Annotated in this window: 25 protein-coding genes, 1 tRNA gene and 1 rRNA gene; 12 read left to right on the top strand and 15 right to left on the bottom strand. The window is 37.4% G+C overall.

Going from position 1 to position 25,889, the window contains the following annotated elements:
- From SAZ04_RS00005 to comGA, 3 genes are all read right to left on the bottom strand, one after another.
- Nucleotides 1–72, bottom strand: a 16S ribosomal RNA gene (locus tag SAZ04_RS00005); the annotation flags it as partial.
- Nucleotides 73–519: 447 nt separating this feature from the next.
- Entirely contained in the window at nucleotides 520–1,563 is a 1,044-nt protein-coding gene (gene comGB / locus SAZ04_RS00010; RefSeq protein WP_332689900.1) for a competence type IV pilus assembly protein ComGB, read from the bottom strand.
- The gene (comGA, locus tag SAZ04_RS00015; protein WP_332689117.1) at nucleotides 1,553–2,608 is read right to left on the bottom strand and encodes a competence type IV pilus ATPase ComGA; all 1,056 of its coding nucleotides are present in this window, start codon (nucleotides 2,606–2,608) and stop codon (nucleotides 1,553–1,555) included. Before comGA ends, comGB begins: the two co-directional genes overlap by 11 nt.
- Before the next feature lie 211 nt (nucleotides 2,609–2,819).
- Here comGA and SAZ04_RS00020 point away from each other — a divergent pair.
- Both SAZ04_RS00020 and mscL read left to right on the top strand, forming a co-directional pair.
- Nucleotides 2,820–2,891, top strand: a tRNA-Gln gene (locus SAZ04_RS00020).
- Between the two features lie 111 nt (nucleotides 2,892–3,002).
- Nucleotides 3,003–3,509, top strand: a complete 507-nt coding sequence (gene mscL / locus SAZ04_RS00025) for a large conductance mechanosensitive channel protein MscL (RefSeq protein ID WP_332689120.1) — start codon at nucleotides 3,003–3,005, stop codon at nucleotides 3,507–3,509.
- A gap of 17 nt (nucleotides 3,510–3,526) precedes the next feature.
- Here mscL and SAZ04_RS00030 read toward each other — a convergent pair whose 3' ends face one another.
- The gene (locus SAZ04_RS00030) at nucleotides 3,527–4,426 is read right to left on the bottom strand and encodes an MBL fold metallo-hydrolase (RefSeq protein ID WP_332689123.1); all 900 of its coding nucleotides are present in this window, start codon (nucleotides 4,424–4,426) and stop codon (nucleotides 3,527–3,529) included.
- Nucleotides 4,423–4,620 (bottom strand): hypothetical protein, encoded by a 198-nt coding sequence (locus SAZ04_RS00035; RefSeq protein WP_332689126.1) that lies wholly within the window; start codon nucleotides 4,618–4,620, stop codon nucleotides 4,423–4,425. Before SAZ04_RS00035 ends, SAZ04_RS00030 begins: the two co-directional genes overlap by 4 nt.
- A 121-nt stretch (nucleotides 4,621–4,741) precedes the next feature.
- Between SAZ04_RS00035 and SAZ04_RS00040 the strand changes: the two genes are divergently transcribed.
- The 4 genes from SAZ04_RS00040 (at nucleotide 4,742) to SAZ04_RS00055 (ending at nucleotide 8,917) form a co-directional block, all read left to right on the top strand.
- Entirely contained in the window at nucleotides 4,742–7,081 is a 2,340-nt protein-coding gene (locus SAZ04_RS00040) for an ATP-dependent helicase (RefSeq protein ID WP_332689129.1), read from the top strand.
- Nucleotides 7,082–7,726: an HD domain-containing protein gene (locus tag SAZ04_RS00045; RefSeq protein WP_332689131.1), complete on the top strand. Its 645-nt coding sequence runs from the start codon at nucleotides 7,082–7,084 to the stop codon at nucleotides 7,724–7,726.
- A 292-nt stretch (nucleotides 7,727–8,018) separates the two neighbouring features.
- Entirely contained in the window at nucleotides 8,019–8,381 is a 363-nt protein-coding gene (locus SAZ04_RS00050; RefSeq protein WP_332689134.1) for a hypothetical protein, read from the top strand.
- A 158-nt stretch (nucleotides 8,382–8,539) separates the two neighbouring features.
- Nucleotides 8,540–8,917 (top strand): hypothetical protein, encoded by a 378-nt coding sequence (locus tag SAZ04_RS00055; RefSeq protein ID WP_332689137.1) that lies wholly within the window; start codon nucleotides 8,540–8,542, stop codon nucleotides 8,915–8,917.
- Nucleotides 8,918–9,044: 127 nt separating this feature from the next.
- Here SAZ04_RS00055 and fabI read toward each other — a convergent pair whose 3' ends face one another.
- Both fabI and SAZ04_RS00065 read right to left on the bottom strand, forming a co-directional pair.
- Nucleotides 9,045–9,824 carry an enoyl-ACP reductase FabI gene (gene fabI, locus SAZ04_RS00060; protein ID WP_332689903.1) on the bottom strand — a complete coding sequence of 260 codons (780 nt, stop codon included), beginning with the start codon at nucleotides 9,822–9,824 and terminating at the stop codon, nucleotides 9,045–9,047.
- 587 nt (nucleotides 9,825–10,411) lie between these two features.
- A complete protein-coding gene (locus SAZ04_RS00065; RefSeq protein WP_332689142.1) occupies nucleotides 10,412–12,475 on the bottom strand; it encodes a cation:proton antiporter in 2,064 nt (687 codons plus the stop codon).
- Between the two features lie 255 nt (nucleotides 12,476–12,730).
- On the opposite strand from SAZ04_RS00065, the gene prpE reads away from it, so the two are divergent.
- Nucleotides 12,731–13,471, top strand: coding sequence for a bis(5'-nucleosyl)-tetraphosphatase PrpE (prpE, locus tag SAZ04_RS00070; protein ID WP_332689145.1), 741 nt, complete (start codon nucleotides 12,731–12,733; stop codon nucleotides 13,469–13,471).
- Between the two features lie 166 nt (nucleotides 13,472–13,637).
- Here prpE and SAZ04_RS00075 read toward each other — a convergent pair whose 3' ends face one another.
- Genes SAZ04_RS00075 through SAZ04_RS00090 form a run of 4 tightly spaced genes read right to left on the bottom strand, consistent with a single transcriptional unit; the run spans nucleotide 13,638 to nucleotide 16,408 of the window.
- Nucleotides 13,638–14,546 (bottom strand): RluA family pseudouridine synthase, encoded by a 909-nt coding sequence (locus SAZ04_RS00075; RefSeq protein ID WP_332689148.1) that lies wholly within the window; start codon nucleotides 14,544–14,546, stop codon nucleotides 13,638–13,640.
- On the bottom strand, nucleotides 14,539–15,333 hold the full coding sequence (locus SAZ04_RS00080; protein ID WP_332689151.1) for an NAD kinase: 795 nt from the start codon (nucleotides 15,331–15,333) through the stop codon (nucleotides 14,539–14,541). The genes SAZ04_RS00075 and SAZ04_RS00080 overlap by 8 nt, the downstream gene beginning before the upstream one ends.
- A gap of 16 nt (nucleotides 15,334–15,349) precedes the next feature.
- On the bottom strand, nucleotides 15,350–15,982 hold the full coding sequence (gene yjbM, locus SAZ04_RS00085) for a GTP diphosphokinase (protein ID WP_332689156.1): 633 nt from the start codon (nucleotides 15,980–15,982) through the stop codon (nucleotides 15,350–15,352).
- 48 nt (nucleotides 15,983–16,030) lie between these two features.
- The gene (locus SAZ04_RS00090; RefSeq protein ID WP_332689159.1) at nucleotides 16,031–16,408 is read right to left on the bottom strand and encodes a UPF0738 family protein; all 378 of its coding nucleotides are present in this window, start codon (nucleotides 16,406–16,408) and stop codon (nucleotides 16,031–16,033) included.
- A gap of 172 nt (nucleotides 16,409–16,580) precedes the next feature.
- Here SAZ04_RS00090 and SAZ04_RS00095 point away from each other — a divergent pair, with 172 nt between their 5' ends.
- The 4 genes from SAZ04_RS00095 (at nucleotide 16,581) to SAZ04_RS23700 (ending at nucleotide 19,052) form a co-directional block, all read left to right on the top strand.
- A complete protein-coding gene (locus tag SAZ04_RS00095; RefSeq protein WP_332689162.1) occupies nucleotides 16,581–17,165 on the top strand; it encodes a CYTH domain-containing protein in 585 nt (194 codons plus the stop codon).
- Between the two features lie 267 nt (nucleotides 17,166–17,432).
- A complete protein-coding gene (locus SAZ04_RS00100; protein ID WP_332689165.1) occupies nucleotides 17,433–17,813 on the top strand; it encodes a globin domain-containing protein in 381 nt (126 codons plus the stop codon).
- Between the two features lie 15 nt (nucleotides 17,814–17,828).
- Nucleotides 17,829–18,752, top strand: a complete 924-nt coding sequence (locus SAZ04_RS00105) for a ClpXP adapter SpxH family protein (RefSeq protein WP_332689168.1) — start codon at nucleotides 17,829–17,831, stop codon at nucleotides 18,750–18,752.
- A gap of 177 nt (nucleotides 18,753–18,929) precedes the next feature.
- Nucleotides 18,930–19,052 carry a hypothetical protein gene (locus SAZ04_RS23700; RefSeq protein ID WP_488803314.1) on the top strand — a complete coding sequence of 41 codons (123 nt, stop codon included), beginning with the start codon at nucleotides 18,930–18,932 and terminating at the stop codon, nucleotides 19,050–19,052.
- Between the two features lie 128 nt (nucleotides 19,053–19,180).
- Here the strand turns inward: SAZ04_RS23700 and pepF are convergent, their stop codons facing one another.
- The 4 genes from pepF to mecA all read right to left on the bottom strand — a co-directional run bounded on the left by pepF (nucleotide 19,181) and on the right by mecA (nucleotide 24,765).
- A complete protein-coding gene (gene pepF / locus SAZ04_RS00110; protein WP_332689171.1) occupies nucleotides 19,181–20,980 on the bottom strand; it encodes an oligoendopeptidase F in 1,800 nt (599 codons plus the stop codon).
- Nucleotides 20,981–21,011: 31 nt separating this feature from the next.
- On the bottom strand, nucleotides 21,012–22,262 hold the full coding sequence (locus tag SAZ04_RS00115; RefSeq protein WP_332689174.1) for a competence protein CoiA: 1,251 nt from the start codon (nucleotides 22,260–22,262) through the stop codon (nucleotides 21,012–21,014).
- 153 nt (nucleotides 22,263–22,415) lie between these two features.
- Complete coding sequence (gene cls / locus SAZ04_RS00120; protein ID WP_332689177.1) at nucleotides 22,416–23,927, bottom strand: cardiolipin synthase; 1,512 nt, start codon at nucleotides 23,925–23,927, stop codon at nucleotides 22,416–22,418.
- Nucleotides 23,928–24,120: 193 nt separating this feature from the next.
- Complete coding sequence (gene mecA / locus SAZ04_RS00125; protein WP_332689180.1) at nucleotides 24,121–24,765, bottom strand: adaptor protein MecA; 645 nt, start codon at nucleotides 24,763–24,765, stop codon at nucleotides 24,121–24,123.
- A 463-nt stretch (nucleotides 24,766–25,228) separates the two neighbouring features.
- On the opposite strand from mecA, the gene SAZ04_RS00130 reads away from it, so the two are divergent.
- Nucleotides 25,229–25,882: a TerC family protein gene (locus tag SAZ04_RS00130; protein WP_332689182.1), complete on the top strand. Its 654-nt coding sequence runs from the start codon at nucleotides 25,229–25,231 to the stop codon at nucleotides 25,880–25,882.
- Nucleotides 25,883–25,889: the final 7 nt, after the last annotated feature.

Below are 25,889 nucleotides of genomic sequence, written 5' to 3' on the forward strand. Positions count from 1 at the left end.
AGTCCGCTCGACTTGCATGTATTAGGCACGCCGCCAGCGTTCGTCCTGAGCCAGGATCAAACTCTCCATAAAAGTGTTTGAGTTGCTTCACCTTCGTGTTACAACATAGCTCAAAAGCATCGCTAACGATACTAATTTATTTCAACCTATCTAATGATAGGATTTAATTGACGAGATTGTGGTTTCGTTGATAAACACCAACAAAACTATCTCTATTTCGCTTGGCTTTTGTTCAGTTTTCAAAGAACTATTTTAACAGCAACTTTTATACCTTAACATTCTACAAAAGGTAAAGTCAAGATCTTTTTTCGAAAGTTGCTTGCCGCTCATCAGCGACAGGTAATAATATACCACGTACATTTGAAAACATGCAACCTTTTTTTAAAAGAATTATGATTTTTATTCATAGCCAAAGAGAGTGATCTATAGCACACAATATATAGCTTCCTAAAAATGTTTAAGCGCAATATACTGGACTATTACTAAAGATCAGCCCCTCTAAAGAACGTTCAATACAAACTATAGTGACCCTAACATTTGAAAAAGTGGCAACATCGTTGCAAGAAATAATAAAAAGACAAATCCACCTACAAGTAAGAAAAGGACCGGTTGTACTAGTCGTAACCCCCTCTTTAATGCTTCCTCTAGTTCTAGATATAAAATTTCACTATACTGCTCAAGGTCATTCCCCAAATACCCAGCTTTCTCACCATTATCAACAACGTACGATAATTCAGTACGTAAATAATCTTTTGCAAATAGTATCTCTTGGAATGATCGCCCTTGATGAAGTTCGTGTGAAATTTGTACGCACTCTTGTTGAAAGAACGGAAGATAATCCTGTTTTTGAAATTGCGCCAACGATTGTTGCAAAGACATACCTGTACTAATAAATTTGCCTAATTGCAAAGCAAAAAAATACGTAATAACTGTTTTAACATACTTCTTACAAAATGGAATAGACATAAGCTTCCTCGTTCTTTGATAAGGAGATAACTTTTTCACTTTAACAAGAAAATAAAAAATCAAAGGAAAAAGGATAACGATACAAGCACAAACGAAATAGGGTAAATGGTAAACAAAAGATAAGAAAACACTCGTAAGGAATGGTGGGCTATCGTTCATCATTGTAAAAAAAGAACGAAAATGAGGAATAACAAATTGAAACATTAATATCAAAACAATCGTACAGAAGAAGATCAGAACGAGTGGGTAGCGAAGGAGTTTCGTTACATCAGATAGCACTTTCTCTCGTTGAACTAACAATGTACCAGCATGAGTAAACCCTTGTGCCAAATTTCCTTGGTGATCATAAAAATAAAGGAACGATTTAATACTAGTTGGAATGTCAAAAGATCGAAATGATTCATGGACAGAATGCCCCTCTTTTAAATGCATTAGAACTTCATTAATTTGATCTCTCGTTATATGGATAACATGTAGTTGAACAAACTTGAGTGCCGCTTCAAGTGGGTAGCCTTGCTCAAGCAACCGACCTATACGAATAAATGAGGAAGCTACATTTCGAAGATGTTGCTTACGCAGTCGCCTTTTAGAAAGCATTGGTAACAAATCTCAACACCTCTTTCTCTTCTATATAACCGAGTGCCCATGCTTTTTTTGCTTCTAATACAAACGGATTATCAACTTGTCTTTGTTCCTTAAGTATTGATTGATTTAGCGCCTCCCCTTTTAATACTTCATATAAAGAAGCTCTAGACATATGTCGATCTCGATCACAAATAGGGTGACAAATACTTTCGCACAATGGACACTTTGTATTAATAATTCGTTGTGAGAGGATGATTTTGCAACATTCGATAAGGTCAAAACGTGATACACCAAGATCAAGCATTCTCATTAAAGCAGAATAACAACTATCAGCATGAACAGTTGCAAGGACAACATGCCCAGTTAATGAAGCACGAATAGCAAGTGCAGCTGTAACTTCGTCTCGAATTTCTCCAATTAAAATGACATCAGGATCATGTCTTAAAGAAGCCTTAAGAATAGCTTCAAACGTCATACCGATCTTTGGATTTACTTCGACTTGAATCGAATTCGGAATGAACCGTTCTACGGGATCTTCAATTGAAATAACTGACTTTCCTCCCTCTCGAATAATTTGATCAACAATTGTATAAAGAGTTGTCGTCTTACCAGATCCTGTTGGTCCTGATATTAAACAGAGACCATGAGTTAATGAAGTTATTGCATGAAGGACTTTTGATTTATTAGGGATAATTGATAACGTAGATAATGATTGAGTGGAAAAGTTAGGAAGTAAGCGTATGACTAAACTTTCCTTATCTCTAGTGGGTATAGTAGATAATCTGAGGGAAAATACTAACGCATGTTTCTTATATACCATCGAAGCACTTTGGGGTTTGCGCCTTTCACCAATATCCATACCGGATCGATACTTAAAATGGCTAATTAATCGCTCGGCCATTTTTAAAGGCAATTTTCTCCAACGCTCCATCCGACCATTGAAGCGATATAACACTAAATAATTCTCATCTTCAGGAATAAAATGAAGATCTGTGACTTTCATGTTTATTGCCTCATTAAGAAGCTTTCTGCTATACTGTTCAATTTCATACAACATCTACCACCTCTTTTATTTATAAGTTAAACCAATGCTAATATTCTACAAAAAAAAACAAATTCCTTTTTTCTTGTATAAAATTTTTCGATAAGGAAACATTATAATTAGAGTCATTAACCAACAGCCATTTTTTTTGATAAAATGATTAATTCAAATCAAATATTTTCCTGAATCATTTTTTATTGGTTGGACACAATAAGAAAAATGTCGATGGGCTATAGCCAAGCGGTAAGGCATCGGACTTTGACTCCGTCATGCGTTGGTTCGAATCCAGCTAGCCCAGTACCAAAAGAAACGAGCTAAGTGAATCCACTTAGCTCATTTCTTTTTTTGCTTGGCATAAATCTCCCCCTCTTGCATAAGGTTGTTACTACGAAGCAAAGAAGGTGATGAATTGAAGCTTTTCAGTGAATTTAAAGAATTTGCTGTCAGAGGTAATGTCATAGATATGAGTATCGGTGTCATTATTGGCACGACATTCGCTAAAATTGTAGAATCATTTGTGGACGATATTATTATGCCTCCCTTTAGCCTACTATTTGGACAAGTTGACTTTTCCAATTTATATATTAATTTATCTGATCGCCATTTTGATACATTTGTCGAGGCACAAGAAGCAGGAATTCCGATGCTGAATTATGGGGTGTTCTTAAATCACGCTGTTCATTTTCTAATCGTAGCATTTGTCCTATTCTTATTTGTTAGACAAATCAATCGAATCAGACGACCAGAAGAAGACCCTCTCTTAAATATGAAAACGAAAGTATGCCCTTATTGTTGCCAATCCATCGCCTACAAAGCGACAAGATGTCCAAGCTGTACATCAAACCTTGAAGATGTACGTGGGAAAAGCAATAAGCGCCCACCTTATGTTCGAACACAACGAAAGCCATCTTCTTGATTTTCCAACTTACTTTGTTACTTTTGTGTAAGATAAATTTTATAATCAATTATGCAAAATTCAAGTATTTCCTTTTTTACTAACTCACTAACGAATGCCAATACTGCTGTCCGGTACAAAAGATACGCAGAAAGCTGATTCAATTTAATATTTTTCTTTTGAAACATTCGCTGCAATAAATCATCTTGTGACATAGTGCCACCTTCGCTTTCAAGACAGTGAACAATATCTTGCAAAATCTCTTCGTGGAGACGTATATTTTCATCAACTGTAGTTTGAAACTGTTCGTCGTATTCTCCGTGGCCAGGGACTGCTCCTTTCACATGCAGAGTAAGTAGTTTTTCAAGGGATTGTTTGGTAGATAACGCATCCACTTGAAATGGAATTCTATGCTTTATTAAGGTCTCCACACTAAAATAACTATCTGCAGCATAAAGAATGTCATCATATTCTAGCCCCAACTGATTATAACTATGTCCAGGAAAGGAATGTAACATTACGTCTAAGCCACCAATATTCATTTTCCCTTCATCACATACCTCATCAATATCAACTGTAGGACCTTCTAAAAATTTATTACGTAAGCTTGCAATGGGTTCATTACCTTGAAACAAATATATTGGTTCTAGTCTCGGGTTTCTCATAATAGCTTCTTCAAAAGAAGGAGCATATGTTTTTACATGAGGGACTTTCTTTTGTAAAAATGCCGCTCCTCCAAAATGATCAGAATGAGCATGAGTTAGAAATAGTGAAGTAATTGGCTTATTTTCCTCCATTAGCGTTTTCAGTACTTTTTTAGCTGCTTGATCATCAATACCCGCATCAATCAATAAACCTTTTCCGTTTGATTCAATGTAGCCAATATTTACCGAAGCCGAAAAGTAACTACATTGATCTGTTATCTTAACCCACTTCATGACGTTCGCCTTCTCTCCTCTCTTTCTGCACGTTCCCGCCTTACTTGCACAAAACTAATAAATAGAAAATTAATCCCAACGATAGCGGCAATAAATGGCGCATAGAGAAACTGACCATACTCCATCCAACCATATACAAAATAAGCTAGAGCACTTATAGTGACAACCAAACCTAAAATAAAAAATGATAACATTGTACTTCATCCTTTCGAGATTTCTTTTATTATTTCCTTTTTTTATTACGAAAAGAGACACACATACACGACAAAATTTGCTACGATAGGACAAGATATATAGACGAGAGGAGAACCTATCATGCAAGTGGCTTATCACCAAGACAAGCTTATTTACCTTCCTAGCTGTGAGCGTGAGAAATGGCAACAATTGTATATGGCTAGTATTCGACAAGAGGTCACTTGTATCCATTGTCATTCGCCTCTACGACTGGAACTAAGCATCCTCACTCCCCCAACATTCATTCATTTACAAGCAAGCGAAGAATGTCTGGAAACAGCTCAACTCTTGGAAAAAAAGATGCAACAAACAACCAATCAAGATGATGAACCTACACCATCAGCTATTGCAGGGTTCCAATTGCCTAAGAAAAGAACCATTACTTCCTCCTCTAATCAAGTGAGTGAAAGTTGGAAGGAACCTGAACTCGTTAAAGCCATTCCACCCTTTGCACCAAGACATCTTCCTACTAATGTAGTCCAAAATGGATATAGGCATACTTTAACAAAAAACGGTATTTTCCTAGATGACAATCAGTGGAAAGCTGTTCAATCAACGGAAGGTCCTCTTCTTATTTTAGCTGGGGCTGGAAGTGGAAAAACACGCGTTCTTACGACTAGAACTGCTTATATGCTGACCGAACTAAATTACTCCGCAAAAGAAATGATACTTGTTACATTCACAGCAAAAGCTGCCAAAGAAATGAAGGAGCGGATGCGCACATATCCTGGAATTCATCAATCGGTGCTTAATCAGTTAGTAATCGGCACCTTCCATAGCATATTTTATAAAATGCTTATGCATCATGAACCGGAACAATGGGCACCAAACAATTTATTAAAGCAAGAATGGCAAAGGCAAGCGATGATTAAAGAAGCTGGTCGAGAAATTGATATAGACGAGAAAGAATTCGCCTTTGACCAGGCATTGACACAAATTAGCTGGTGGAAAAATCATCTCCTTGCACCTGACCAAGTGGAGACAAAAGATAAGTGGGAAGAGCGTGTAGCTTATTTGTATAAACGCTATGAACAGATGCGACTTACCAAGAATTTGTTTGACTTTGATGATATGTTACTCGGTTTGTATGAGCTATTAACGAACAATCCTAGACTATTAAAACGATACCAACAACGATTTGCTTATGTGTCCGTAGATGAGTTTCAAGATATTAACAAAGTTCAAGTCGAATTAATTACAATGCTTAGTGAACGTACAAAGAATTTATGTGTAGTTGGCGATGATGATCAATCCATCTATGCATTCAGAGGAAGTGATCCATCCTATATCCTTACCTTTAAGGAACGGTTTCAGGATACAAAAATGGTTGTTTTAGACGAGAACTATCGCTCCAAGCATGAGATTGTTGCCTCAGCAAATAATGTGATTGCAACGAACCGTACACGTTACTCAAAACAATTGCATGCTCAAGCCTCTTCTAGTGATGCTCCACTTCTTTTTTATCCTTTTGACGAAGAAGAGGAAGCAACTATGATCGTAACCGATATAAAAAAACAGCTTGAAGCAGGTGCAAAACCAGCTGACTTTGCTGTTTTATTTCGAACAAACAGTTCAGCAAGAGCGCTGATTGAACGATTCGTTTCATCAAGCATCCCTTTTCAATTAGATGCGGATGGAGAATCTTTTTATCGGCGGAAATCAGTAAGAAAAATCCTTTCTTATTTACGACTTGCACTTAATCCAGATGACGCGACTGCGTTAACCGATCTGCTCGGTGCATTGTTTTTAAAACAACAAGTTATCCAAGAAGTGAAAGCAACCAGCATCACACAAGATTGTACATTTGTTGAAGCTCTGCCACACATTCAAGGCCTTCAGCCTTTTCAATCAAAAAAATTATCTACGTTGCCGAATAAGTTCAAACAGTTAAAAACAAAAACGCCCGTTGAAGCTATTACTTTTATTGAACAAGAAATGGGATTTAGTGAATATGTGAAAAAGCAAGGGAATGAAGGAAATAAAATGGAGCGTGGTTCAGACGATGTTCGCGATTTAAAAGTCGCTGCAAACCTTCATCCTTCTATACAAGACTTTATAGATTACATTGACCATATGACCATTAAATATGATGAGATTCGCTATCAAAAAAATGATCATAACACCACTCAACTGATGACGATTCACCGCGCAAAAGGACTTGAATTTAAACACGTCTATGTACTAGGTGCAGTTGAAGGTGGTTTGCCTCACGATTATGCACTTGACGCTTGGCGTGAAGGGGATGATAAACCACTTGAAGAAGAACGTCGTCTTATGTATGTAGCCATGACAAGGGCCGAAAACCATTTAAAAATCTCTGTCCCGATTACGAGGCGTGGGAAAAAAGCTTTTCGCTCTCGCTTCGTGAGAGAAGTACAACGAATGGCCACAAACCAACTAAGAGAGGAAAGAAGCAAATAAGTGAACGCAAATCAAATGATCGAACAAACGGAAAAATGGGTGAAAGCCCAACTTAAAAATGAAAAAACAGGACATGATTGGTACCACATCCGTCGTGTAACAAAACAAGCGAAAGAAATCGCTACAATCGAAGGTGCCGACGAACTAATTGTGGCATTAGCATCCCTCCTACATGATTTGATTGACGATAAAGTTGTCACAAGCGTTGAAGAAGGCCTTAAGAATGTGACTGATTGGCTCATTTCAATTGGAACAACCGAGGAGCAGCGAAAACATGTTATTACAATTATTACGACCATTTCCTTTAAAGGTGGCAACAATGGCCCAGTGTCTACCTTAGAAGCACAAGTAGTTCAAGATGCTGATCGGCTAGATGCAATAGGGGCTATCGGAGTTGCAAGAACCTTTATTTATGCTGGTAGTAAAGGTGATCTCATGCACGACCCGTCCTTATCCGTTCGTGAAAATGTAACAATTGAGGAATACAGAAATGGACGCTCGAGTGCAATTGGACATTTTTATGAAAAGCTCCTGAAACTAAAAGACTTAATGAATACAAATGAAGGAAAGAAGCGAGCCGAACTCCGCCATCAATTTTTAGAGAACTATCTTCAGCAATTTTTTGATGAGTGGGGAGAAGAGTAGTAAACTACCATTAATTACTTCTAAAACCTTAAACCCGTACTATAAGAAAACCTGCCAATGATGTAATTAGGCAGGTCTTCTTTAATCCTAATTAGATATCTCCATGATTGCTACTAATCGAAAACAATTACTCTTGTAATAGAAATTAGATGATAAAAAGTGGATAAGCCACATAAGTATAAAAGGTGATTCAAATTAACGGTTGGCTTCAAGGGTTTCCCCCTTTTAACAGCCTCCGATACGATGCACGTAACCTTCCAAACAAATTAGTCTATGTAAAGAGGTGAAGAAAGTGGAACAATCCGGTCAGAAATTGAAAGAAGCACTTCAAAACTTGGAAGATGCAATGAATCATTATGAGAACTTGCTCCAAATCGTAACAGAAGAAATGGAAACAAACCGTAACTTGACTGTCCCCCAAACCATCAAATCATTGAAAGTCCTATTACACGAAAAGAGACACACTCTTGATCCAGCAACTAGATTTGAAGACATCACAGATCATACTATTTGTGATCTGAGTTCAACCATTCCTTCTGGACATGCAACGACTCTTTTTTATACGAAACACCCTATTCGAAAACAAACCATTTATCATTTTGAACCTGTCAATTTAAAACCTTGGCTTGCTTTCAAGCTTCATAACCTATCATAGTGAAGGAGGGTGGCTTATTTCAAGTCATCCTTTTACACATTCTCCTTCATCTATCTCCTACGTTTGTACAATACTTTTCTTAAAAATGGACATTCACCTACTCTCATAATCCCCATATGATAAAGAGAAATCTACAGAGCGAAAAGGAGGAACTTTCAATGTATGGTCCGCAACAACCATCTGTTCAATACCTACCACCTGTTGTCGTATCTCAATATGTAAATCAATGGGTTACAACATCCATACCCAATTACGGTGAGGTCACTGCATATATAACTGACTACAATCGTCGTACGGGTATGGTCTCAATGTTCATTTATCGAGCACCATTTTATCAACCGCAATATATCCAAGTCCATAATAGTGACTTAGTCGGAATCGCTCCTTACTATGGGCCAATTCCACCTCGACCAGGTAGACCCCCAAGGCCAAGACCAAGACCACCTTATTACGGTGGCGGTTACCCTGGCGGCGGTGGCGGGTTTTTCCCATGGATATTCGGGCAGGCTTTTGGTAGCTCACAGCAACGATATTAACCATATGATGACATGAAAATATTCTAAGCATACCTCGTTTCATTCCTTAAATAGAAAAATAGCCTTCTGATTTTAATCAGAAGGCTATTTTTTTGTAAAAGCAAGAAAAAGTCTTTCTGTAAAAGTACTACGACAAAGACAAGATATTGTATCCACTATCTACATGAAGGATTTCACCAGTCATTCCACGCGAAAGGTCACTCATTAAGAACAAAGCCGTATCTCCGACTTCTTCTTGTGTTGTTGTTCGACGAAGGGGAGCACGCTCTTCAATTTCCTTCAGGACATCGTTAAATCCACCAATTCCCTTAGCAGCTAATGTACGAATTGGTCCTGCAGAAATCGCATTGACTCGAATATTTTCTTTTCCTAAATCATTTGCTAAATACTTTACACTTGCATCTAAAGACGCCTTTGCTACACCCATTACATTATAATTGCGGATAACTCTCTCTCCACCAAGATATGTAAGAGTCACAATACTACCGCCCTCTGTCATAAGTGGACGAGCTTCTTTTGCGACAGCAGTAAGAGAATAAGCACTAATGTTATGAGCAAGAAGAAAGCCCTCACGAGTTGTGTTTAAATACTCACCCTCAAGCTCATCTTTATTAGCAAAAGCAATACAATGAGCAATTCCGTGAATCGTTCCAACTTCGTCTTTAATAGACGAAAACGTTTTTGCGATTTCCTCATCATTTGTAACATCACAAGGTAATATAAGATGGTCTTTACGCTCTAATGTTTCCATAAGTTGACGGACATTTTTCTCTAATCTTTCTCCTGCATATGTAAAAATTAATCTTGCACCCGCATTTGCTAATGACTGAGCGATTCCCCAAGCAATACTACGTTTGTTAGCAACACCCATTACTACGTATGTACGATTCTCTAAAGAAAGTTGAATCATGTTTTCCCCTCCGTTACTAGTAGTTACTAGTAGTTATTAATACCAAGTACTAATAATTATAGCACACAAGTTTATCGATAGATAGTTTCAACAAAACTTCCTCTTAACCCTTTTTTGTCTGAATATTCTTCTTTTCATAACGGCAAGCTTCACATTTATAAATCATATTTTGATTTGATTGAGCTGTTAATAAGTTCGATATAGGCTTCTGATCCTGACAATTAGGGCAAATAACCATAACATCCACTAACATTCATCACTCACTCCTACCATTTTTCCAATCAGTCTCCCCTAATCCAGAAAAATTCATACAAGAGGGAACCGAAAAAGGTCGGTTATCGAGGCATTGAAAAAGGTCGACTTTTGAGGCCACTGAAAAAGGTTGCTTTTTAACTTTTTCAGTGGCATTTAAGCAATGAGCGCAGCCGTTGCTTTGTTTTAAAGCTTGCTATGAGTGGGGTTCTCATAGCAAGCGCGCAACGTGCGGAGCCATTGCCGCTTCCTCGATGGACTTTTTCAGTAGCCATCGGTTATCACCTTTTCAGTGGCTTCCGGTTTTGGACCCTTTTCGGTTCCCTCTCACTTTATTCTTCATACGAACTATTTGATAAGAATGTTTTTGGCAACGCAGTTCCTCTTGTGCCTCGTAAATCAACTTGTTCTGTTTCTGGAGGATATACCATAATAAAGCTTTCCGGACCTGAATGAGCTAATACTCGCGGCAATCGTTCTAGCTGCGGGTGCCATGCAATCGTCCCCCTTCTCGCACTAAAAACGAGAACGACATCATCTGCTCGAAGAAGTGGTTTGTACTTGTTATGCCATACATTCCAAGAATCAAGGCTTATTATGGTCACTTTTACATCCGGCTTGATTTCATTAAAACTTTTTTCATAACTTTTTATATTATCTTTCACGACAAAACAAGAAATGGAGGCCCCTAATTGATTCGCCATTTTTTTTGCTATTTGAACAGATTGATAATAACCTGCCTTATGATCAAAACCAGATGGGATGATGATGACAATCCGTTTTGTTGTATTCAAAGGATGACCAAGCTTTGAAACTAAGACCATTTGTGTCGTACGCTCAAGCATTTGATCTAACACGCCACCAAATATTTTTTGTGGCGTAGATAGCTTCCCGTTCCATCCAATAACAGCTGTTGTAATCCGCGACTCTTCCATCGCTCTAATCATCCCAGATGTAATATTCGTATCAACGCGAGTGAGCATTTGGATTGGAACTTCAGCGCCTGCAGCATACGTTACCGCGTGCCCAAGAATTTTTTCTGCTTCCACTATTTTAGCAGAGGAATCTTCTCTTCCTCCTTGGGCAACGGATAGTGTATAGAGAGGTTCCGGAGATTGACCTCTAATAATAAATGATAAATCCATTAACGATTCCATCGTATGTGGATTGGCGATCGGAACAATGACTCTCTCAGGTGCCAAAGACGGTTCATATGGTTTTTGCTCTTCTTTCATCGCAATGATTCTCGCAAATTTCTCAACTGTATAAGGGCCAATCATACAAGTAGCTAAAATCATGACAATAATTGCATTTACAGTTGCCTGATCAAACAATCCAAGATCAAACCCAACAAGAGTAGCAGCAAGTGTTGCCGCAGCTTGAGGAATCGTTAACCCAAACATTAATTTAACTTCTTCTCCTGAGTAGCGATAGAATTTCCCTGTTATCCAAGTCGCTAAATACTTCCCAATGACAACTAATGCAACAACCAATGTCGCCTTTTTCCAAGCTGATGGGTCTGAAATCAAAATACTGAGATCCATTAACATCCCAACAGACAACAAGAAAAACGGGATAAACAATGAGTTCCCAATGAATTTAATTCGGTTCATCAACGGGCTTTGTTCAAATATAAATCGATTTAAAGCGAGTCCTGCTAAAAACGCTCCGATAATTGGTTCTAAACCTGCAACCGTGGCAAAATAAGCAGAAACAAAAAGAACCGCCATGACAAAAATATATTCTAACGTCCCTTCACTACTCAATGTTCGAAAGAAAAATTTTGCTGCGATCGGAACAATAATAAAGACTCCTGCCACATATACAATAAGAGAAACGACTAAAATAAACCAAAAATTCGCTGTTAGTTCACCTTGAGTAGAGCCAGCTACAACTGCTAATACGAGTAAAGCAAGTGTATCGGTCATAATGGTTCCACCAACAGAAGTTGTCACCGCTTTATTTTTGGATATCCCGAGTCTACTTGCAATTGGATAAGCTAATAATGTATGTGACCCTAGTAATGAGCCGAGTAAAATGGCACCTGCAATCGAGTAGCCTAAATAGTAAGCTCCGATCGTCCCTAAAACAAAAGGAATAATAAAGGAAAGTGTTCCAAACATCAAACTTCTGTTCCGGTACTTCTTAAACCCTTCTAAATCAATTTCTAGACCTGCAATAAATATAATATATAGAAGTCCGACTGTTCCAAGTAAGACAATTGTTGGATCCCTATCTAGCAAACCCAAACCATTGGGACCAATAACGACACCAGCAAAAATAAAACCAATAATCCCTGGTATTCTCAGTTTTGCCATAATCAATGGAGCCACTAAGAAAACAACCATAGCCATGGCAAAAATAAGAACAGGGTTCGTAACAGGTTGTGGCAACATTGAATTTTCACTCCCTTATTTTTATACCTTCCACTGCAACACCCTTTTTTAAGGACTCATTTAATTGATCCTATCAATAGTAAAGAACGTGTAGTATGAATGTCAATGTTAAACATCCTTGAAAACCTTTTCACTTTGAATTCTATGATTGTTAGACGTCAGTATGAATTTTTAACAGATGTAATTGCATTTTCATCATTGGATAAGCTATTATTTGAACCATCAAATTAAACAGAAGAAAGAGGAGACACATGTATGAAAATAGATATTATTGGTGATATTCATGGATGCTACAAAGAACTCATTTCTCTTTTCATAAAACTAGGATATGAACAAAAAAATGGGTATTATCAACATCCCGAAGGAAGGAAATTAGCTTTTGTTGGAGATTTAACCGATCGAGGTCCTCAATCAGTAGATGTGATAAAAGTCGTCTCCACACTCATTGAGGAAGATCTTGCATATTACTGTCCGGGGAATCATTGTGATAAACTTTATCGTTATTTTTTAGGACGAAACGTTCAAATTACACATGGGTTAGAAACAACAGTGGAAGAATTAACCTCTTTATCGAAAAATGAGTACAAAAGCATTCGCAACCAATTCATGTCATTAGTCGACCGTTCACCCCTCTACCATGTTCTTGATGATAAAAAGCTTGTCATAGCTCACGCTGGGATACGTCCTGATTTAATAGGAATAACGAATAAGCGCGTGAAATCATTTGTCCTATATGGTGATATTACGGGTGAGACGAATCCAGACGGGACTCCTGTACGCCTAGATTGGGCAAAAAAACACGAAGGAAGTGTATGGATCATTTATGGGCATACTCCAGTAAAAAAACCTCGTTTTGTGAATCATTCTGTTAATATTGACACAGGTTGTGTGTTTGGTGGTGCGCTAACTGCGCTACAATATCCAGAAATGAACACGGTTCAAGTTCCCTCTTCTCAACCATATGTAATTGAAAAGTTCAGATCTTTTGATGAATAAAGTGAAGTCATGAAACAATACATAATCTTTGTAGTATTACTTGCTGTTTTAACTGCATGTGGACCACAGGCAAAAAAGTCTGAACCTCGACTAGTTAACACACTTTAATAAGCCATCTAAGCGGTTATCGTGTTTACTTGAGGTCAGACTCTCTCGTTAATATATTCTAACTCTCCGTTTCTTTCAAAACATTTTGCATATCTTCTGGTAGTGTTTTCTTCACATTAATCGTCCTATGTGTAAAAGGATGTTGAAACTGAATATGACCGCAATGAAGCGCCTGACGCTTCATTGCGCCACGTGTCCCACCATATAATTCATCTCCTAGTAATGGATGCCCCATGTAAGAGAAATGAACTCGTATTTGATGCGTACGCCCTGTTTCCAATTTAATATCGACAACAGTCAGATTATCTGAGCTTAACCGAACGACATAATGCGTGATTGCCCGCTTGCCATCCTCTCTCACTTCCCGAGTGATAATGCTATTTGACATTCGACCAATAGGAGCATCGATTGTTCCTTTTTCTTCCTTCCATTGTCCCATTAAAATAGCTGTGTAATATCGACTCACTCGTCCTTCTTGTTGTAATTTTGAAAGTCGATCATGAGCTAGTCGATGTTTCGCAACAAGTAATAGACCAGACGTATCTTTATCTAAACGGTTAACTGCGTGGAATGTAGCAAAGATCGATTTTTTTACATAATAACCTAACACTGCATTTGCTAGAGTGTGCACTGGGTGTTCACGTGATGGAATCGTCGGCACTCCTGCAACTTTATTTATAACAAGCAAATGTTCATCCTCATATACAATATCAAGGTTTAAATTTTCTGGTTCTAATGACTCACTTACTTTTTCCTGCGGGAGACAAACAGTAATGTCATCTCCTTCTTTAAGCAAAGTACGTACCGTAACCTCTTTTCCATTTTGTAATAGTAACCCACCGTTAAACTTAATATCAGCTAAGGCTCGTTTGGAAATTTGGCAATAGTCACGTAAAAAAAGCCGAAGCAACTGATTATTCCAATTACCGTCAACCTGCCACTTAAGCGTTGCAAGATACTTACTCACGAATGAAAGACTCCTTCACTCTTTTCCAAAATGGGAATGGACGAAACCTAGCAAAACGAATCTTCTCTTCAGCTACACGACATTGTATTGACTTTACTCGTCTATGTTCTAGTGTATAATGATCAACCGTAACTTGAATATCTACATCATTTAAAGGCTTAAGTAAACACGTATGGTGCTGTGGCAAAACCAGGGGTGATCCGACTGTTCGATAAACTCGATTATTAATAGAAGCCATTTCTGCAATTTGAATAGAAGACAAGGACGGATGTAAGATTGCTCCACCTAAAGCTTTATTATACGCAGTGCTACCAGAAGGAGTAGAAATACACAATCCATCCCCACGGAAAACCTCAAATGGTTCTCCTTTTATGTCTACTTGACTGACAAGTGAACCACCTATACTTTTGATTGTACACTCATTTAAAGCAAGATGTCGTTCAGAATTAGCAACTCCTTCTTGCCTTATCACCACTTCAAGAAGTGGATATTCTACGATTTGATAAGGTGTCTTTGCAACGTGAATCACCAATTTCTCCACTTCATCAGGAACCCAATCAGCATAAAATCCTAGGTGCCCAGTATGTATACCTACAAATGCCGTATCCTCAAGCCGATCGCAATAATCATGAAAAGCTTGTAATAATGTTCCATCGCCACCAACAGTCACAACCATTTCAGGCTCTGTATCATCATGCGTTAAACCAAAATCTAGCAAATAACGCTTGATCCGTTGCTGTAAGGTATTCGACACATCATCACCCCGAGATGTTACGGTAAACTTCATTGGACTTCCTCCTCTTCTAAAGCTTTCTTCCTTGTTCTTGCTTTTTCGTAATAATTTCTTGTGCTTCTCTTACTTCATCACGAATAATTGACATTTCTTCATCTAGCAAAAATGCAGCTTCTGCAGCTCGTTGCAATCTCATCTTAATATCCTCTGGAATTTCACCGCTATACTTGTAATTTAATGAATGTTCAATCGTTGCCCAGAAGTTCATCGCTAACGTTCGAATTTGTAATTCCACTAAGATTTTTTTCTCTCCCTCAATCGTTTGAACCGGATAGCGGAGTACAATGTGATAAGAACGATAGCCACTTGGCTTTTTTTCAATTATGTAATCTCTTTCCTCAATGATTTCAAAATCTTTTCTTGTACGAATAAGTGATATAACTGTTTCAATATCTTCAACAAATTGCGTCACTATTCGAACACCAGCTAGATCTTGCATCTCTTCCTCCAACTGATCAAGAGGAATATTTTTTCGTTTTGCCTTATCTATTATGCTCGATATCGGTTTGACCCTTCCCGTAACGAACTCAATAGGAGTATGTTTTGATGATTGCTGATATTGTTCTCGTATTCCTTTCAGCTTAATTTTCAACTCCTCGACAGCTTGCCGGTAAGGTGTTAAGAAAATGTTCCAGTTACTCATGTAATCACCGTCCGTCTTATCTAAAGAAAAAATGTATCCTATTGTACGTTAGCTAAAGATCTCCTGTACAGCTCTTTCCATTTCTTCTCCGTAGTTGCTATTCCCTTCTATATTTCCTGTTAGAAAAGCAAGTTCCTCTTGTAATGATGTTAATTCAATTTGGACGTCATCGGCTGGGATGAGCATAAGTGTAGCTTCTTGATCGTAAATGTCTTTTAACATAGACCATGTCTCTTGTGGAAAGCTAACATAATAAAATGCTGAATCATCTTCAAGAATGTAAACAAAAGCAAGTCCGTCAGAATCCACAAGCATACGATTACTTGCTTGTAACGACTTAGCTAACTTGACATCCATCTTTTCTTGTAGGTAAGCATTGAAACATTCATTTTCACTTTTAATTGTATTTACAGTTAGTTTCTTCATAATGTCCCTCCAACTATTCAATCGCGTTCTTACAAAGATACCATTTTATTCTAACATAGTTCATATGTAATTACGTATCAATGCCTATTGTAGTGGCAACCTGCTATAATGAAAAGGAATTCTACTTTAAAAACATAAGGATTTGTCAATTTTCTAAAAAGGGTGGTCACAAATGGCACAAGAAGTTGAAATTGAAGTAAAATCAATGCTAACGAAGCAATCCTATTCTAAATTATTAAGTGGATTTGGATTAACAGAAGAAGATGCAATTGTCCAACATAATCATTACCTTGAGACACCTAGCTTCTCATTGAAAGAAACAGGCTCTGGTCTACGTGTTCGTGAGAGGGCAGAAACTTATACATTAACACTGAAACAACCTCATAAGGTCGGCAAACTTGAAACGCATCAAACCATAAGTGAGGCTGACTGGCTTCAAGCAAAAGAAGAAGGAATATTACCTTCGGGTGAAGTAAAAACACAACTTGATATGCTCAATATTCCAATAAACGAATTGAAATTTGTAGGGACATTATCAACAAAGCGAATTGAAATACAATATGAAGAAGGCAACCTTTGTTTTGATCAAAGTAGCTACTTCGACCAAATTGATTATGAAATTGAATTTGAAGGAAAATCGGAAGAACACGCCACTACTACATTGAAGAACTTATTAACTACATATCAAGTAGATTTCATTCCGACAGAAAATAAAGTTCGTCGCTTCTTCACTCGAAAAAACAGTCTAAAGGTATAACAAAATAACAACCAATGCCTGTCTTAAAGACACGTTTTCTATCATAGTAAAAATATAAGAAGCTGTTACTAGGAGGAATACTTTTTTACTATTAACTCCAAAAAAATCACTTCAAAAATACCTTGACCCTCCATAATCAAACATAAAAAGCTAACGAACTTGTTAGCTTTTTATATAAAGATCATCAAATTTGCCGTTCATGTCTCATGTTGCTACAATATGAGGAGAGTTTTACTCATTTAGCTTTAATATAGAGGAGATTTCACTATGGAAAATTCTAGTCAAACACCTTATGAAGCAATAGGTGAAGATGTCTTATCATTATTAGTTGATACATTCTACCAGAAAGTGTCTGACCACCCTGAACTCGCTCCATTGTTTCCGGATGACCTAACGGAAACAGCAAGAAAACAAAAGCAATTTCTAACTCAATTTCTCGGTGGTCCTTCACTTTATACAGAAGAACACGGGCATCCAATGTTAAGAGCCCGTCATATGCCTTTTACTATTACCCCTAAACATGCCCAAGCATGGCTTAGTTGTATGGAAAGCGCAATGGACGAAGTTGGGCTAAAGGGCCTGATCCGAGAGTATATGATTGAACGTTTAACGATGACTGCTCACCATATGGTGAATCATTCATCGTAGAAAGGAGAATGACCATTGAACCAAAAAGATACTCCTTCAACATGTGACAATCAACTTGGCGTTTGTGGTCTAGATCCTGAACAACAATACTCAATAAAGCGCCATAAACCAATCGAATTATACACATTTATTGATCCTTTATGTGCTGATTGCTGGGCCTTTGAACCAATGTTAAAAAGACTTCAGATTGAATATGGTAATTATTTCCGAATCCGCACTCTAGTTGCCGGACGTTTACAGGCATGGAATGTCTGTAAACATACAAAAAAGGGCCTTATTTCAAAAAAACAAGCACTTGCTTCGATTTGGGAAGAAATTGCTTCAAAAACGGGCATGTCGTGTGATGGAGATGTTTGGTTAGAATATAAATGGCAATCTCCATACTTGGCTTCGATTGCCATAAAGGCAGCTGAATTACAAGGTCCTCAAGCTGGGGTACGTTTCTTACGAAAAATGCGGGAGGCACTCTTTCTAAACAAGCAAAATATTACAGAGGAAAGTGTATTAATACACTGCGCAGAAAAAGCTGGGTTAGATCCTATTGAATTTAAAAATGATCTATCATCTAAAACAGCCACTAAAGCACTCCAACATGATATAAAAACAACAAATGAAATGGGCGTTGATATCGTACCGACTTTTGTATTTTTTAATGCCAATGTTGAAGATGATGGAATAAAAGTAACAGGAAATTACCCTTACAAAGTTTATGTACAAATCATTGAGGAAATGCTTGGATTTAAGCCTGAACCTTCAACCTCTCTTACACTAGAAGCATTTTTAGCTCAATATGAATTCGTAGCAACGATTGAGGTTTCTGTCGTTTTCAATATGACAGAGGAAGAAGCTGAAAAGCAATTAAAAGCACTCGTCCTCCAACAAAAAGTTGAAGCTGTCCCTGTGAAATACGGTGTATTTTGGCGCTATATAAATAACTAAAAGGAATGTTCTCCATTCTATGGCTGTTGAAAACGATTCAACAGCTTTTTTGACTTTTTTTCCTTCTAAGCTTGCACTAATTATCATAAAATAAGATAGAATGGTTTGTTAGGAGGGCTTAGATTGACTCGAATAAAAATAATTATTGGCCTACTTTTCGTATTCATTAGCTATTTCTTGTTTTTCTTATCATTAATGCGATTGTTTCCCCTTTGGATCTCGACACCTCTTTTACTTGGTGCTCTCGTATTTACCTTGTCTCCCCTCTCCAGTCAAAAACGCTTTAAAGGTTTTCACTAATGCAAATTAGGGTATTCATTGAAGATCAAAACCTAGAAGTCCAACCTCATACTTAAAGCCTGCTATAAGTATTTACTCATAGCAGGCTAAAATTGCAAGGAAGGGAAATCACCCTCTTTTACGTATTACTATTCAAGCAACTCTTCCATTTCTGATAATGTCTTTTCAAAAACATCTAGCGCTTGTTCAATAGGCTCTGACGATGTCATATCGACCCCTGCCCTCTTCAATACTTCTATTGGATAATCAGAACTTCCAGCTTTCAAGAAATCCAAATAGCGTGTAACAGCAGGCTCTCCTTCTTCAAGCACTTGCTTTGATAGGGCCGCGGCGGCACTATAACCTGTTGCATATTGAAAGACATAGAAATTGTAGTAGAAGTGCGGAATCCGAGCCCACTCTAACCCAATTTCCTCATCAATAACAAGGTCTTCACCAAAGTATTTCACGTTTAAATCGTAATATGTTTTCGTTAATAGCTCTGGTGTTAGAGCCTCGCCGCTAGCTGATTTCTCATGAATCAGTTGTTCGAATTCAGCAAACATTGTTTGACGGAAAACCGTCCCTCTAAAACCTTCTAAGAAATGATTTAAAAGATAGAGCTTTTCCTTAGGATCATCTGTACGCTTGACCATGTAATCATTGAGCAACGCCTCATTAACTGTTGATGCGACCTCAGCTATAAAGATAGTATAATCGCCATATAAATAAGGCTGATGCTTACGTGTGTAATAGCTATGCAAGCTATGACCGAATTCATGAGCAAGTGTGAAAAGATTATTCACATTATCTTGCCAATTCATTAAAATATAAGGCATAGTCCCGTAAGCACCGGAGGAATAAGCACCACTACGTTTTCCAACGTTCTCTTCAACATCAACCCAACGTTTTTCAAAGCCTTCTTTTAAAATGGACCCATACTCTTCACCAAGCGGAGAAACTCCTTTAAGTACAAGGTCTTGTGCCTTTTCGTAAGGAATTTCCATCTTTACATCTTTCACAAGTGGTGTATAAAGATCATACATATGCAGTTCATCTACACCTAAAACTTTTTTACGTATCCTCACGTAACGATGCAGGAGCTCTAGACGGTTATTAACTGTTTCAACCAGTTGATCATAAACCACTTCCGGAATATGATTTTCACTTAAAGCAGCTTGCCTAGCTGATTTATATTTTCTGACATTTGCATAAAACAAATCACTTTTCACTTGCCCGCTTAATGTTGAAGCAAATGTATTTTTATATTTATCATACGTACTATAAACAGCTTTAAATGCCTCTTCACGTACTCTACGATCACTACTTTCTAAAAAGCGCATATAACGCCCGTGAGTAACCTCTATTTCTTCGCCATCTTCATCCTTGATCGCAGGAAATTTCAAATCAGCATTATTTAACATTCCAAACGTATTACTCGGAGTACTTGTCACTTCACTTGCCTGTGCCAAAATCGCTTCTTCTTTTTCAGATAGCACATGAGCACGTTGCTCATTTAACTCAGCAAACATTTGCTTGTACAATTTCAAGCCATCATGTTCACTACTAAACCGTTCAATCTTTGATTCGTCGATCATTAGCAGTTCAGGAACAATAAATGATGCAACTTGTCCGACTTGAGAAGCAAGACTTGCTGCACGATCATTTAAGCCCTGGTAATACGAATTCGTTGTATCTTGGTCATATCGCATATGAGCATACGTATACAAACGTTCAAGCATTTCAGTGATTTGATTTTGTTTTTCAAGAGCTACAAATAACGTATCTGCGGAGTCAGCTAATGTGCCTTTACAAGCCTCTAAATAAGGAAGCATTATTTGAATCTCTTTAAATTCTTTTTCCCAATCTTCATCGGTTGAATAAATATCTTCTAAATCCCATGTTCGTTCAACAGGTACTTCTACGCGTTTTTGCAATGTTTTTGACAAAAGCTTTACACCTCCAAATTCATTCCACACTCTATATATTCGTCTTTTCTACACTTATTCCTTTATTCGGTCCGAGATTCCTATCATTCGTGATGTGACCTATTAAACGTTTCAACAATGCCCGATCAAAAGAGACTGCCTCTTCTACCGTAGTAGGAATGGTTAGTTCTTTTATCCTTCTGTAACATTCGTGTTCTGTGTTCACTTGCTCCAAATATCCAATCTGTACAAGCATATAAAGATAGCCCATTACAGCATGAGTCCAATTTTCATCACCGGTTAAGCGCCTTGGAAGAAAAAAACCTTTTTCAATATGTTGCTGTAAGCATTGAGTTGCAATTCGCAAGGAAAATGGTTGATTGAGAGGTTGGTATTGAAGACATTCTAACAAAAGAAAAGTTTGCCAGTAACAAGGAGAACTCGTAATAAGATAATGATTATACGAGGGCCAGCCTGCTTCAATTGGAAAAAGGCTAGGTGGGATGCGATGTCTATAGAGAATTGTTTGAATTCTCTTTTCTGTTCTCGTTGGGTACGGATTTGGATGATAGTAGCGCCAATGTTTTTTGACAATGAGCCATTGATCAAAGAGTGTGCTGTTTAACTCAATTGTTGGAGTAAGAATCGTTTCAAGTGATGTGGTTCGAATTGGCTTTTCTTTATAAGAGGCTAAAATCTTTGTTGACGAAGAAGGGGTAATCTGTTGAAGAATTCCAAAATGAGATCTCTCAGGACAGTAATACGTAAGCAAATGCTGATGTTGATCCGTCTTACGAGTTGCAAACCATTCAAATGATGCGACTTGAAAAGAATGGGGGCCCTTCCGTTTCATCCGGTTTCCACCAAGAATCCACAACGGAATCATCCCTAACTGCAAGTATCCTTTAGAACGTTCTTCTATGACTGAGGATGGAATGGGGGAACATTGGAATTCCAAGGCATAGATTGTATGATTATAGCGGAATAGAATATCTGGTCTTTGTCTGATTAGAGGTAAGTACATTTCCATGGCTACTTCGATTTTCTTTGCTGTTAACCATTCAAAAAGCTGCTTTTTTCCAAGTAAGTGATACAACGTCTCATTTTCTATAAGTTTATCACAAGCTGCATTGGACCGATGAGCAAAATGCCATAACTTTGATTCACCTAACTTCAGTTGAACTTGTGACTTACAAGCAGGACAGTAGAAAGTTCGTTTTTCTCGTAATTCCCTTAACTCATTAATATGCCACTTGTCCGTCATTGAGATAATGGTACCATCTCCTAGCTTAGCGTTAAACATATATCTACCTCCATTTCATTTATTGCTCCTTATTTTGTTTCGCCTTTTATTTACAAATTCCTGTAAAAAAACAAAAAAAGAAAGAGGATATTCGAGGCTACTACCAAAGGTAGGTTTTCACCTTTGGTAGTAGCCTCGAGGGTGTAACCCTCTCTATAAGAGCGGTGATAATAATCTTGACGTTGATTCAATAATACGATAGAAAATAGATCTGTTTCTAAATAATTGATAGCTTAATTGATTTGAATGCTCCAGATCATAAACAAAATCACTCACAAGCTTTGTCACACTTTTTGTACGGTATAGGTATGCGTTTACTTCAAAGTTTAAGTGAAAGCTTCTCATATCCATATTCGACGTTCCTATAGAAGCAATTTCATGATCAACAATAATAAGTTTACTATGTAAAAATCCTTGGTTATACTCATAAATCTTCACTCCTGCCTCAAGTAACTCTGGAAAGTAAGAGCGCGAGGCATGAAAAACGATTCGTTTGTCTGGACGATTTGGCACGAGAATTCTTACATCAATTCCACTTAACGCAGCAATCTTTAAAGCGCTTAATATATCATCATCTGGGATAAAGTATGGACTTGCAATCCAAATTGTTTTCTTGGCAGATGTAATCATAGAAAAAAACAGCTTTTTATTAATTTCCCAACGAGTATCAGGTCCACTTGCAATCATTTGGACACCACCATCTGCATGCACTGATGTCAGGGCAGGAGATAAATAAGTAGGATTTAAAATCGTTTCCCCCGTTTGATAATGCCAATCTTGTAAAAAGATTAACTGCAATGTCCGCACAGCTTCTCCTCTGACAAATAAATGCGTATCCCTCCAGTAGCCAAAATAGGAATGCCTTCCTAAATATTCATCGCCTATGTTAAGACCTCCTACAAAGCCAATAATACCATCAATAACAATGATTTTACGGTGATTACGAAAGTTAATTTTATGATTTAAAAAGGGTAACTTAACAGGAGAAAATCCAGTAATTTCAACTCCACCCTCTCGCAACTCATGAATATACGCTTTGGAAAGTTGCCAACTTCCCACCGCATCATATAGAAACCGAACTTCTACTCCAGCCTTGGCCTTAGCAATTAATATCTCCTTTAATTCATGACCAATCTCATCATCGCGAACAATATAATACTCTAGATGAATATGATGATCAGCTTGCTTAAGTGCTTGTAAAATATGAGCAAACGTTTCCTTTCCATCTGTAAGTACTTTTGTTTCTGTTGAAAAGGAAACAGGGTTATTTCCTAACCTATGCGCTAGACGAAAGAGTAACTGTTGATGCCCACCCATCTTTTTAATTTGATCTTCATTTATTTGCTTCTGACCTTCAATCTTGTGAAAAGCTTGTTCATCCTGAATCGCCTTGAGGGAAAAAGAGCGATTTTTACGGTGGTTTTGACCAAATAATAAATAAAAGAAGAAGCCTACTAAAGGAAAAGCAGCCAATACTAATAACCAAGTAAGGGTTTTGGTTGGATGTCGATTTTCAAAAAAGATAACGACAGCTATGAAAACAACAGATAATGAAAAAGCAACACTTAGAGCTCCGACAACCCAACCTTCCCAATAGATCCTTGTCATATAAAGCACCGCTAGCAGCGAAGCTAAAAAAACGAGTATATTTAATTGATTTTTCATCTGACACTCCGCTCAATGAAATTTCACCTATTAGAAATCATAAAAAAACTCAGAACCAGTTTTTTCTTAGCTCAAGAAAAGAGGGAGACCCATAGGATCCCCCTTTTTTACAGCATATATCATTTCTAAGAGATATCCCTATTAGATATATACCTTGTTTGACATTGTTTCAAACAACAAAATCATTGCATTATTAAGAAAATGACTTTCTAATTACAGGGAGTGCATTTTCTTTGACAATCTCTTTTCCATATTCCTTCACTCGGTAAATAGAAAGGTCAGATTCATATCCATATTCAAGCATTTGACTTAACATGTCATCCTGCTCATCTTCATTGTAGCGCTCATCATTAAATAGAACATGTAAATAATACGTACCTTCAAAATGATAAAGCTCATTGTATAAATCATCAATAAAGAAATTATGACTTAGTGAGATGACATCTTCAAAATCTCTGAACCCAATGACAATCTCAAGATGATCATTTGAATTGTCTAACTCATCATCTTCATTTCCAGACATTAAATCCACAAGATTTGCTTCACCTGTTTCTTTATCGGTAACTGGAATTTCCAGTTTTACACTTCCATCAGAAACTTGCCCTCTTGTAACAACAATTTCTAACCCTTTATCTAATGCATGAACCTGAATCCATAATGGTCCATCCAACTCAAATTCATCATCTCTATCGTTTGCTTCATTCATCATTTCGAAGAAGAGCTCTTCTCCACGCTCACGATTGTACCAAATTTCATCTCGGTCAAAGCCTCTATCCTCAATATCTGTATAAGTTATAAAAAATTTAATGGTCGTATCATTGACGCGTTCAATATCCATGTTCGCTCTCCCTCCTAATCGAGTAATGTTCACTAGACTTAATCTTGATGAGGAACTTGCTATTAAACCCCCTTCAAATACTTAGTCAATGTAACAATTTGCACATCTTAATGATAATACCCAAATTACTTCAATACAAGTAAACAAATTCCCTTCAGTAAATCAATATAATCTCACAGAGAATAATTTGCTTACTACTATTTTATGATATATCGATTGAAATTGGAAATTTTTAAACTAGAATTTCGTATATTTTCAAAAAATCAGTATTACCATCCATTATAACAGGTGTAAGCAAACTTATGCCTATAAATTTTTTCATCATATTTTGTTCCTTAAATCCATATATGTTCTTAGTAGAGGGTCAGACAAGCTTCCTACTTAATCTCTATGATCAATGTATGAGTAACCTTTGACCATTATGAAACAAATAACGTGCTTACGCCGAAGGATGATGCGAAATATGGATACTGATTTTCTCCTCTCTCTCCTTGCAATTATAGGAATTGACATCATTTTAGGTGGAGACAATGCGATTGTAGTCGCTCTTGCTTGTCGAAACCTGCCAAAAGAAATTAGGAATCGAGCTATTATTCTAGGTATATGTTTGGCTCTCTTCATGCGAATGTCTCTTACTGTTGTTGCAGTCAATTTACTTGAGATTCCGTTCCTTCTTGCTATAGGTGGCGCATTACTCGTTTACATTGCTTATAGTTTGTTATCAGATCAAGCAGAGGACCATAAAGTTGAAGGGGGAACAAACCTTTGGAGTGCCATAAAGGCAATAATACTTGCTGATCTCGTCATGGGATTTGATAATGTCATTGCCGTTGCAGGAGCGGCTCATGGAAATCACACCCTTGTTTTAATCGGTTTACTCATTTCTGTACCGATCATCATTTGGGGGAGCACGTTGATTTTAAAGGCGTTTGATCGCTTCCCTATTATTATTTACTTAGGTGCAGGGATCCTTGCTTTTACTGCCAGTCGAATGATTACCCATGAAGAAATGCTCAGCCCACTGTTCATTCAACATCCTATCTTCACTATGGGCTTTCAACTTTTCGTTATTGTAGCAGTGCTCTTAGCAGGAGCTTATCGAATTAGGTCTAACTAAGAAATCG

Origin of the sequence: Halalkalibacter lacteus, assembly GCF_036663595.1 — a bacterium.
Classification (GTDB): Bacteria; Bacillota; Bacilli; order Bacillales; family Bacillaceae_D; genus Halalkalibacter; species Halalkalibacter lacteus.

Excerpts from the sequence above, each read along its gene's own strand:
- comGB (WP_332689900.1), bottom strand. The coding sequence starts at position 1,563 with ATGCTTTCTAAAAGGCGACTGCGTAAGCAACATCTTCGAAATGTAGCT.
- comGA (WP_332689117.1), bottom strand. The coding sequence starts at position 2,608 with ATGTTGTATGAAATTGAACAGTATAGCAGAAAGCTTCTTAATGAGGCA.
- SAZ04_RS00030 (WP_332689123.1), bottom strand. The coding sequence starts at position 4,426 with ATGAAGTGGGTTAAGATAACAGATCAATGTAGTTACTTTTCGGCTTCG.
- SAZ04_RS00035 (WP_332689126.1), bottom strand. The coding sequence starts at position 4,620 with ATGTTATCATTTTTTATTTTAGGTTTGGTTGTCACTATAAGTGCTCTA.
- SAZ04_RS00040 (WP_332689129.1), top strand. The coding sequence starts at position 4,742 with ATGCAAGTGGCTTATCACCAAGACAAGCTTATTTACCTTCCTAGCTGT.
- SAZ04_RS00055 (WP_332689137.1), top strand. The coding sequence starts at position 8,540 with ATGTATGGTCCGCAACAACCATCTGTTCAATACCTACCACCTGTTGTC.
- SAZ04_RS00065 (WP_332689142.1), bottom strand. The coding sequence starts at position 12,475 with ATGTTGCCACAACCTGTTACGAACCCTGTTCTTATTTTTGCCATGGCT.
- prpE (WP_332689145.1), top strand. The coding sequence starts at position 12,731 with ATGAAAATAGATATTATTGGTGATATTCATGGATGCTACAAAGAACTC.
- SAZ04_RS00080 (WP_332689151.1), bottom strand. The coding sequence starts at position 15,333 with ATGAAGTTTACCGTAACATCTCGGGGTGATGATGTGTCGAATACCTTA.
- yjbM (WP_332689156.1), bottom strand. The coding sequence starts at position 15,982 with ATGAGTAACTGGAACATTTTCTTAACACCTTACCGGCAAGCTGTCGAG.
- SAZ04_RS00090 (WP_332689159.1), bottom strand. The coding sequence starts at position 16,408 with ATGAAGAAACTAACTGTAAATACAATTAAAAGTGAAAATGAATGTTTC.
- SAZ04_RS00095 (WP_332689162.1), top strand. The coding sequence starts at position 16,581 with ATGGCACAAGAAGTTGAAATTGAAGTAAAATCAATGCTAACGAAGCAA.
- SAZ04_RS00100 (WP_332689165.1), top strand. The coding sequence starts at position 17,433 with ATGGAAAATTCTAGTCAAACACCTTATGAAGCAATAGGTGAAGATGTC.
- SAZ04_RS00115 (WP_332689174.1), bottom strand. The coding sequence starts at position 22,262 with ATGTTTAACGCTAAGCTAGGAGATGGTACCATTATCTCAATGACGGAC.
- cls (WP_332689177.1), bottom strand. The coding sequence starts at position 23,927 with ATGAAAAATCAATTAAATATACTCGTTTTTTTAGCTTCGCTGCTAGCG.
- mecA (WP_332689180.1), bottom strand. The coding sequence starts at position 24,765 with ATGGATATTGAACGCGTCAATGATACGACCATTAAATTTTTTATAACT.
- SAZ04_RS00130 (WP_332689182.1), top strand. The coding sequence starts at position 25,229 with ATGGATACTGATTTTCTCCTCTCTCTCCTTGCAATTATAGGAATTGAC.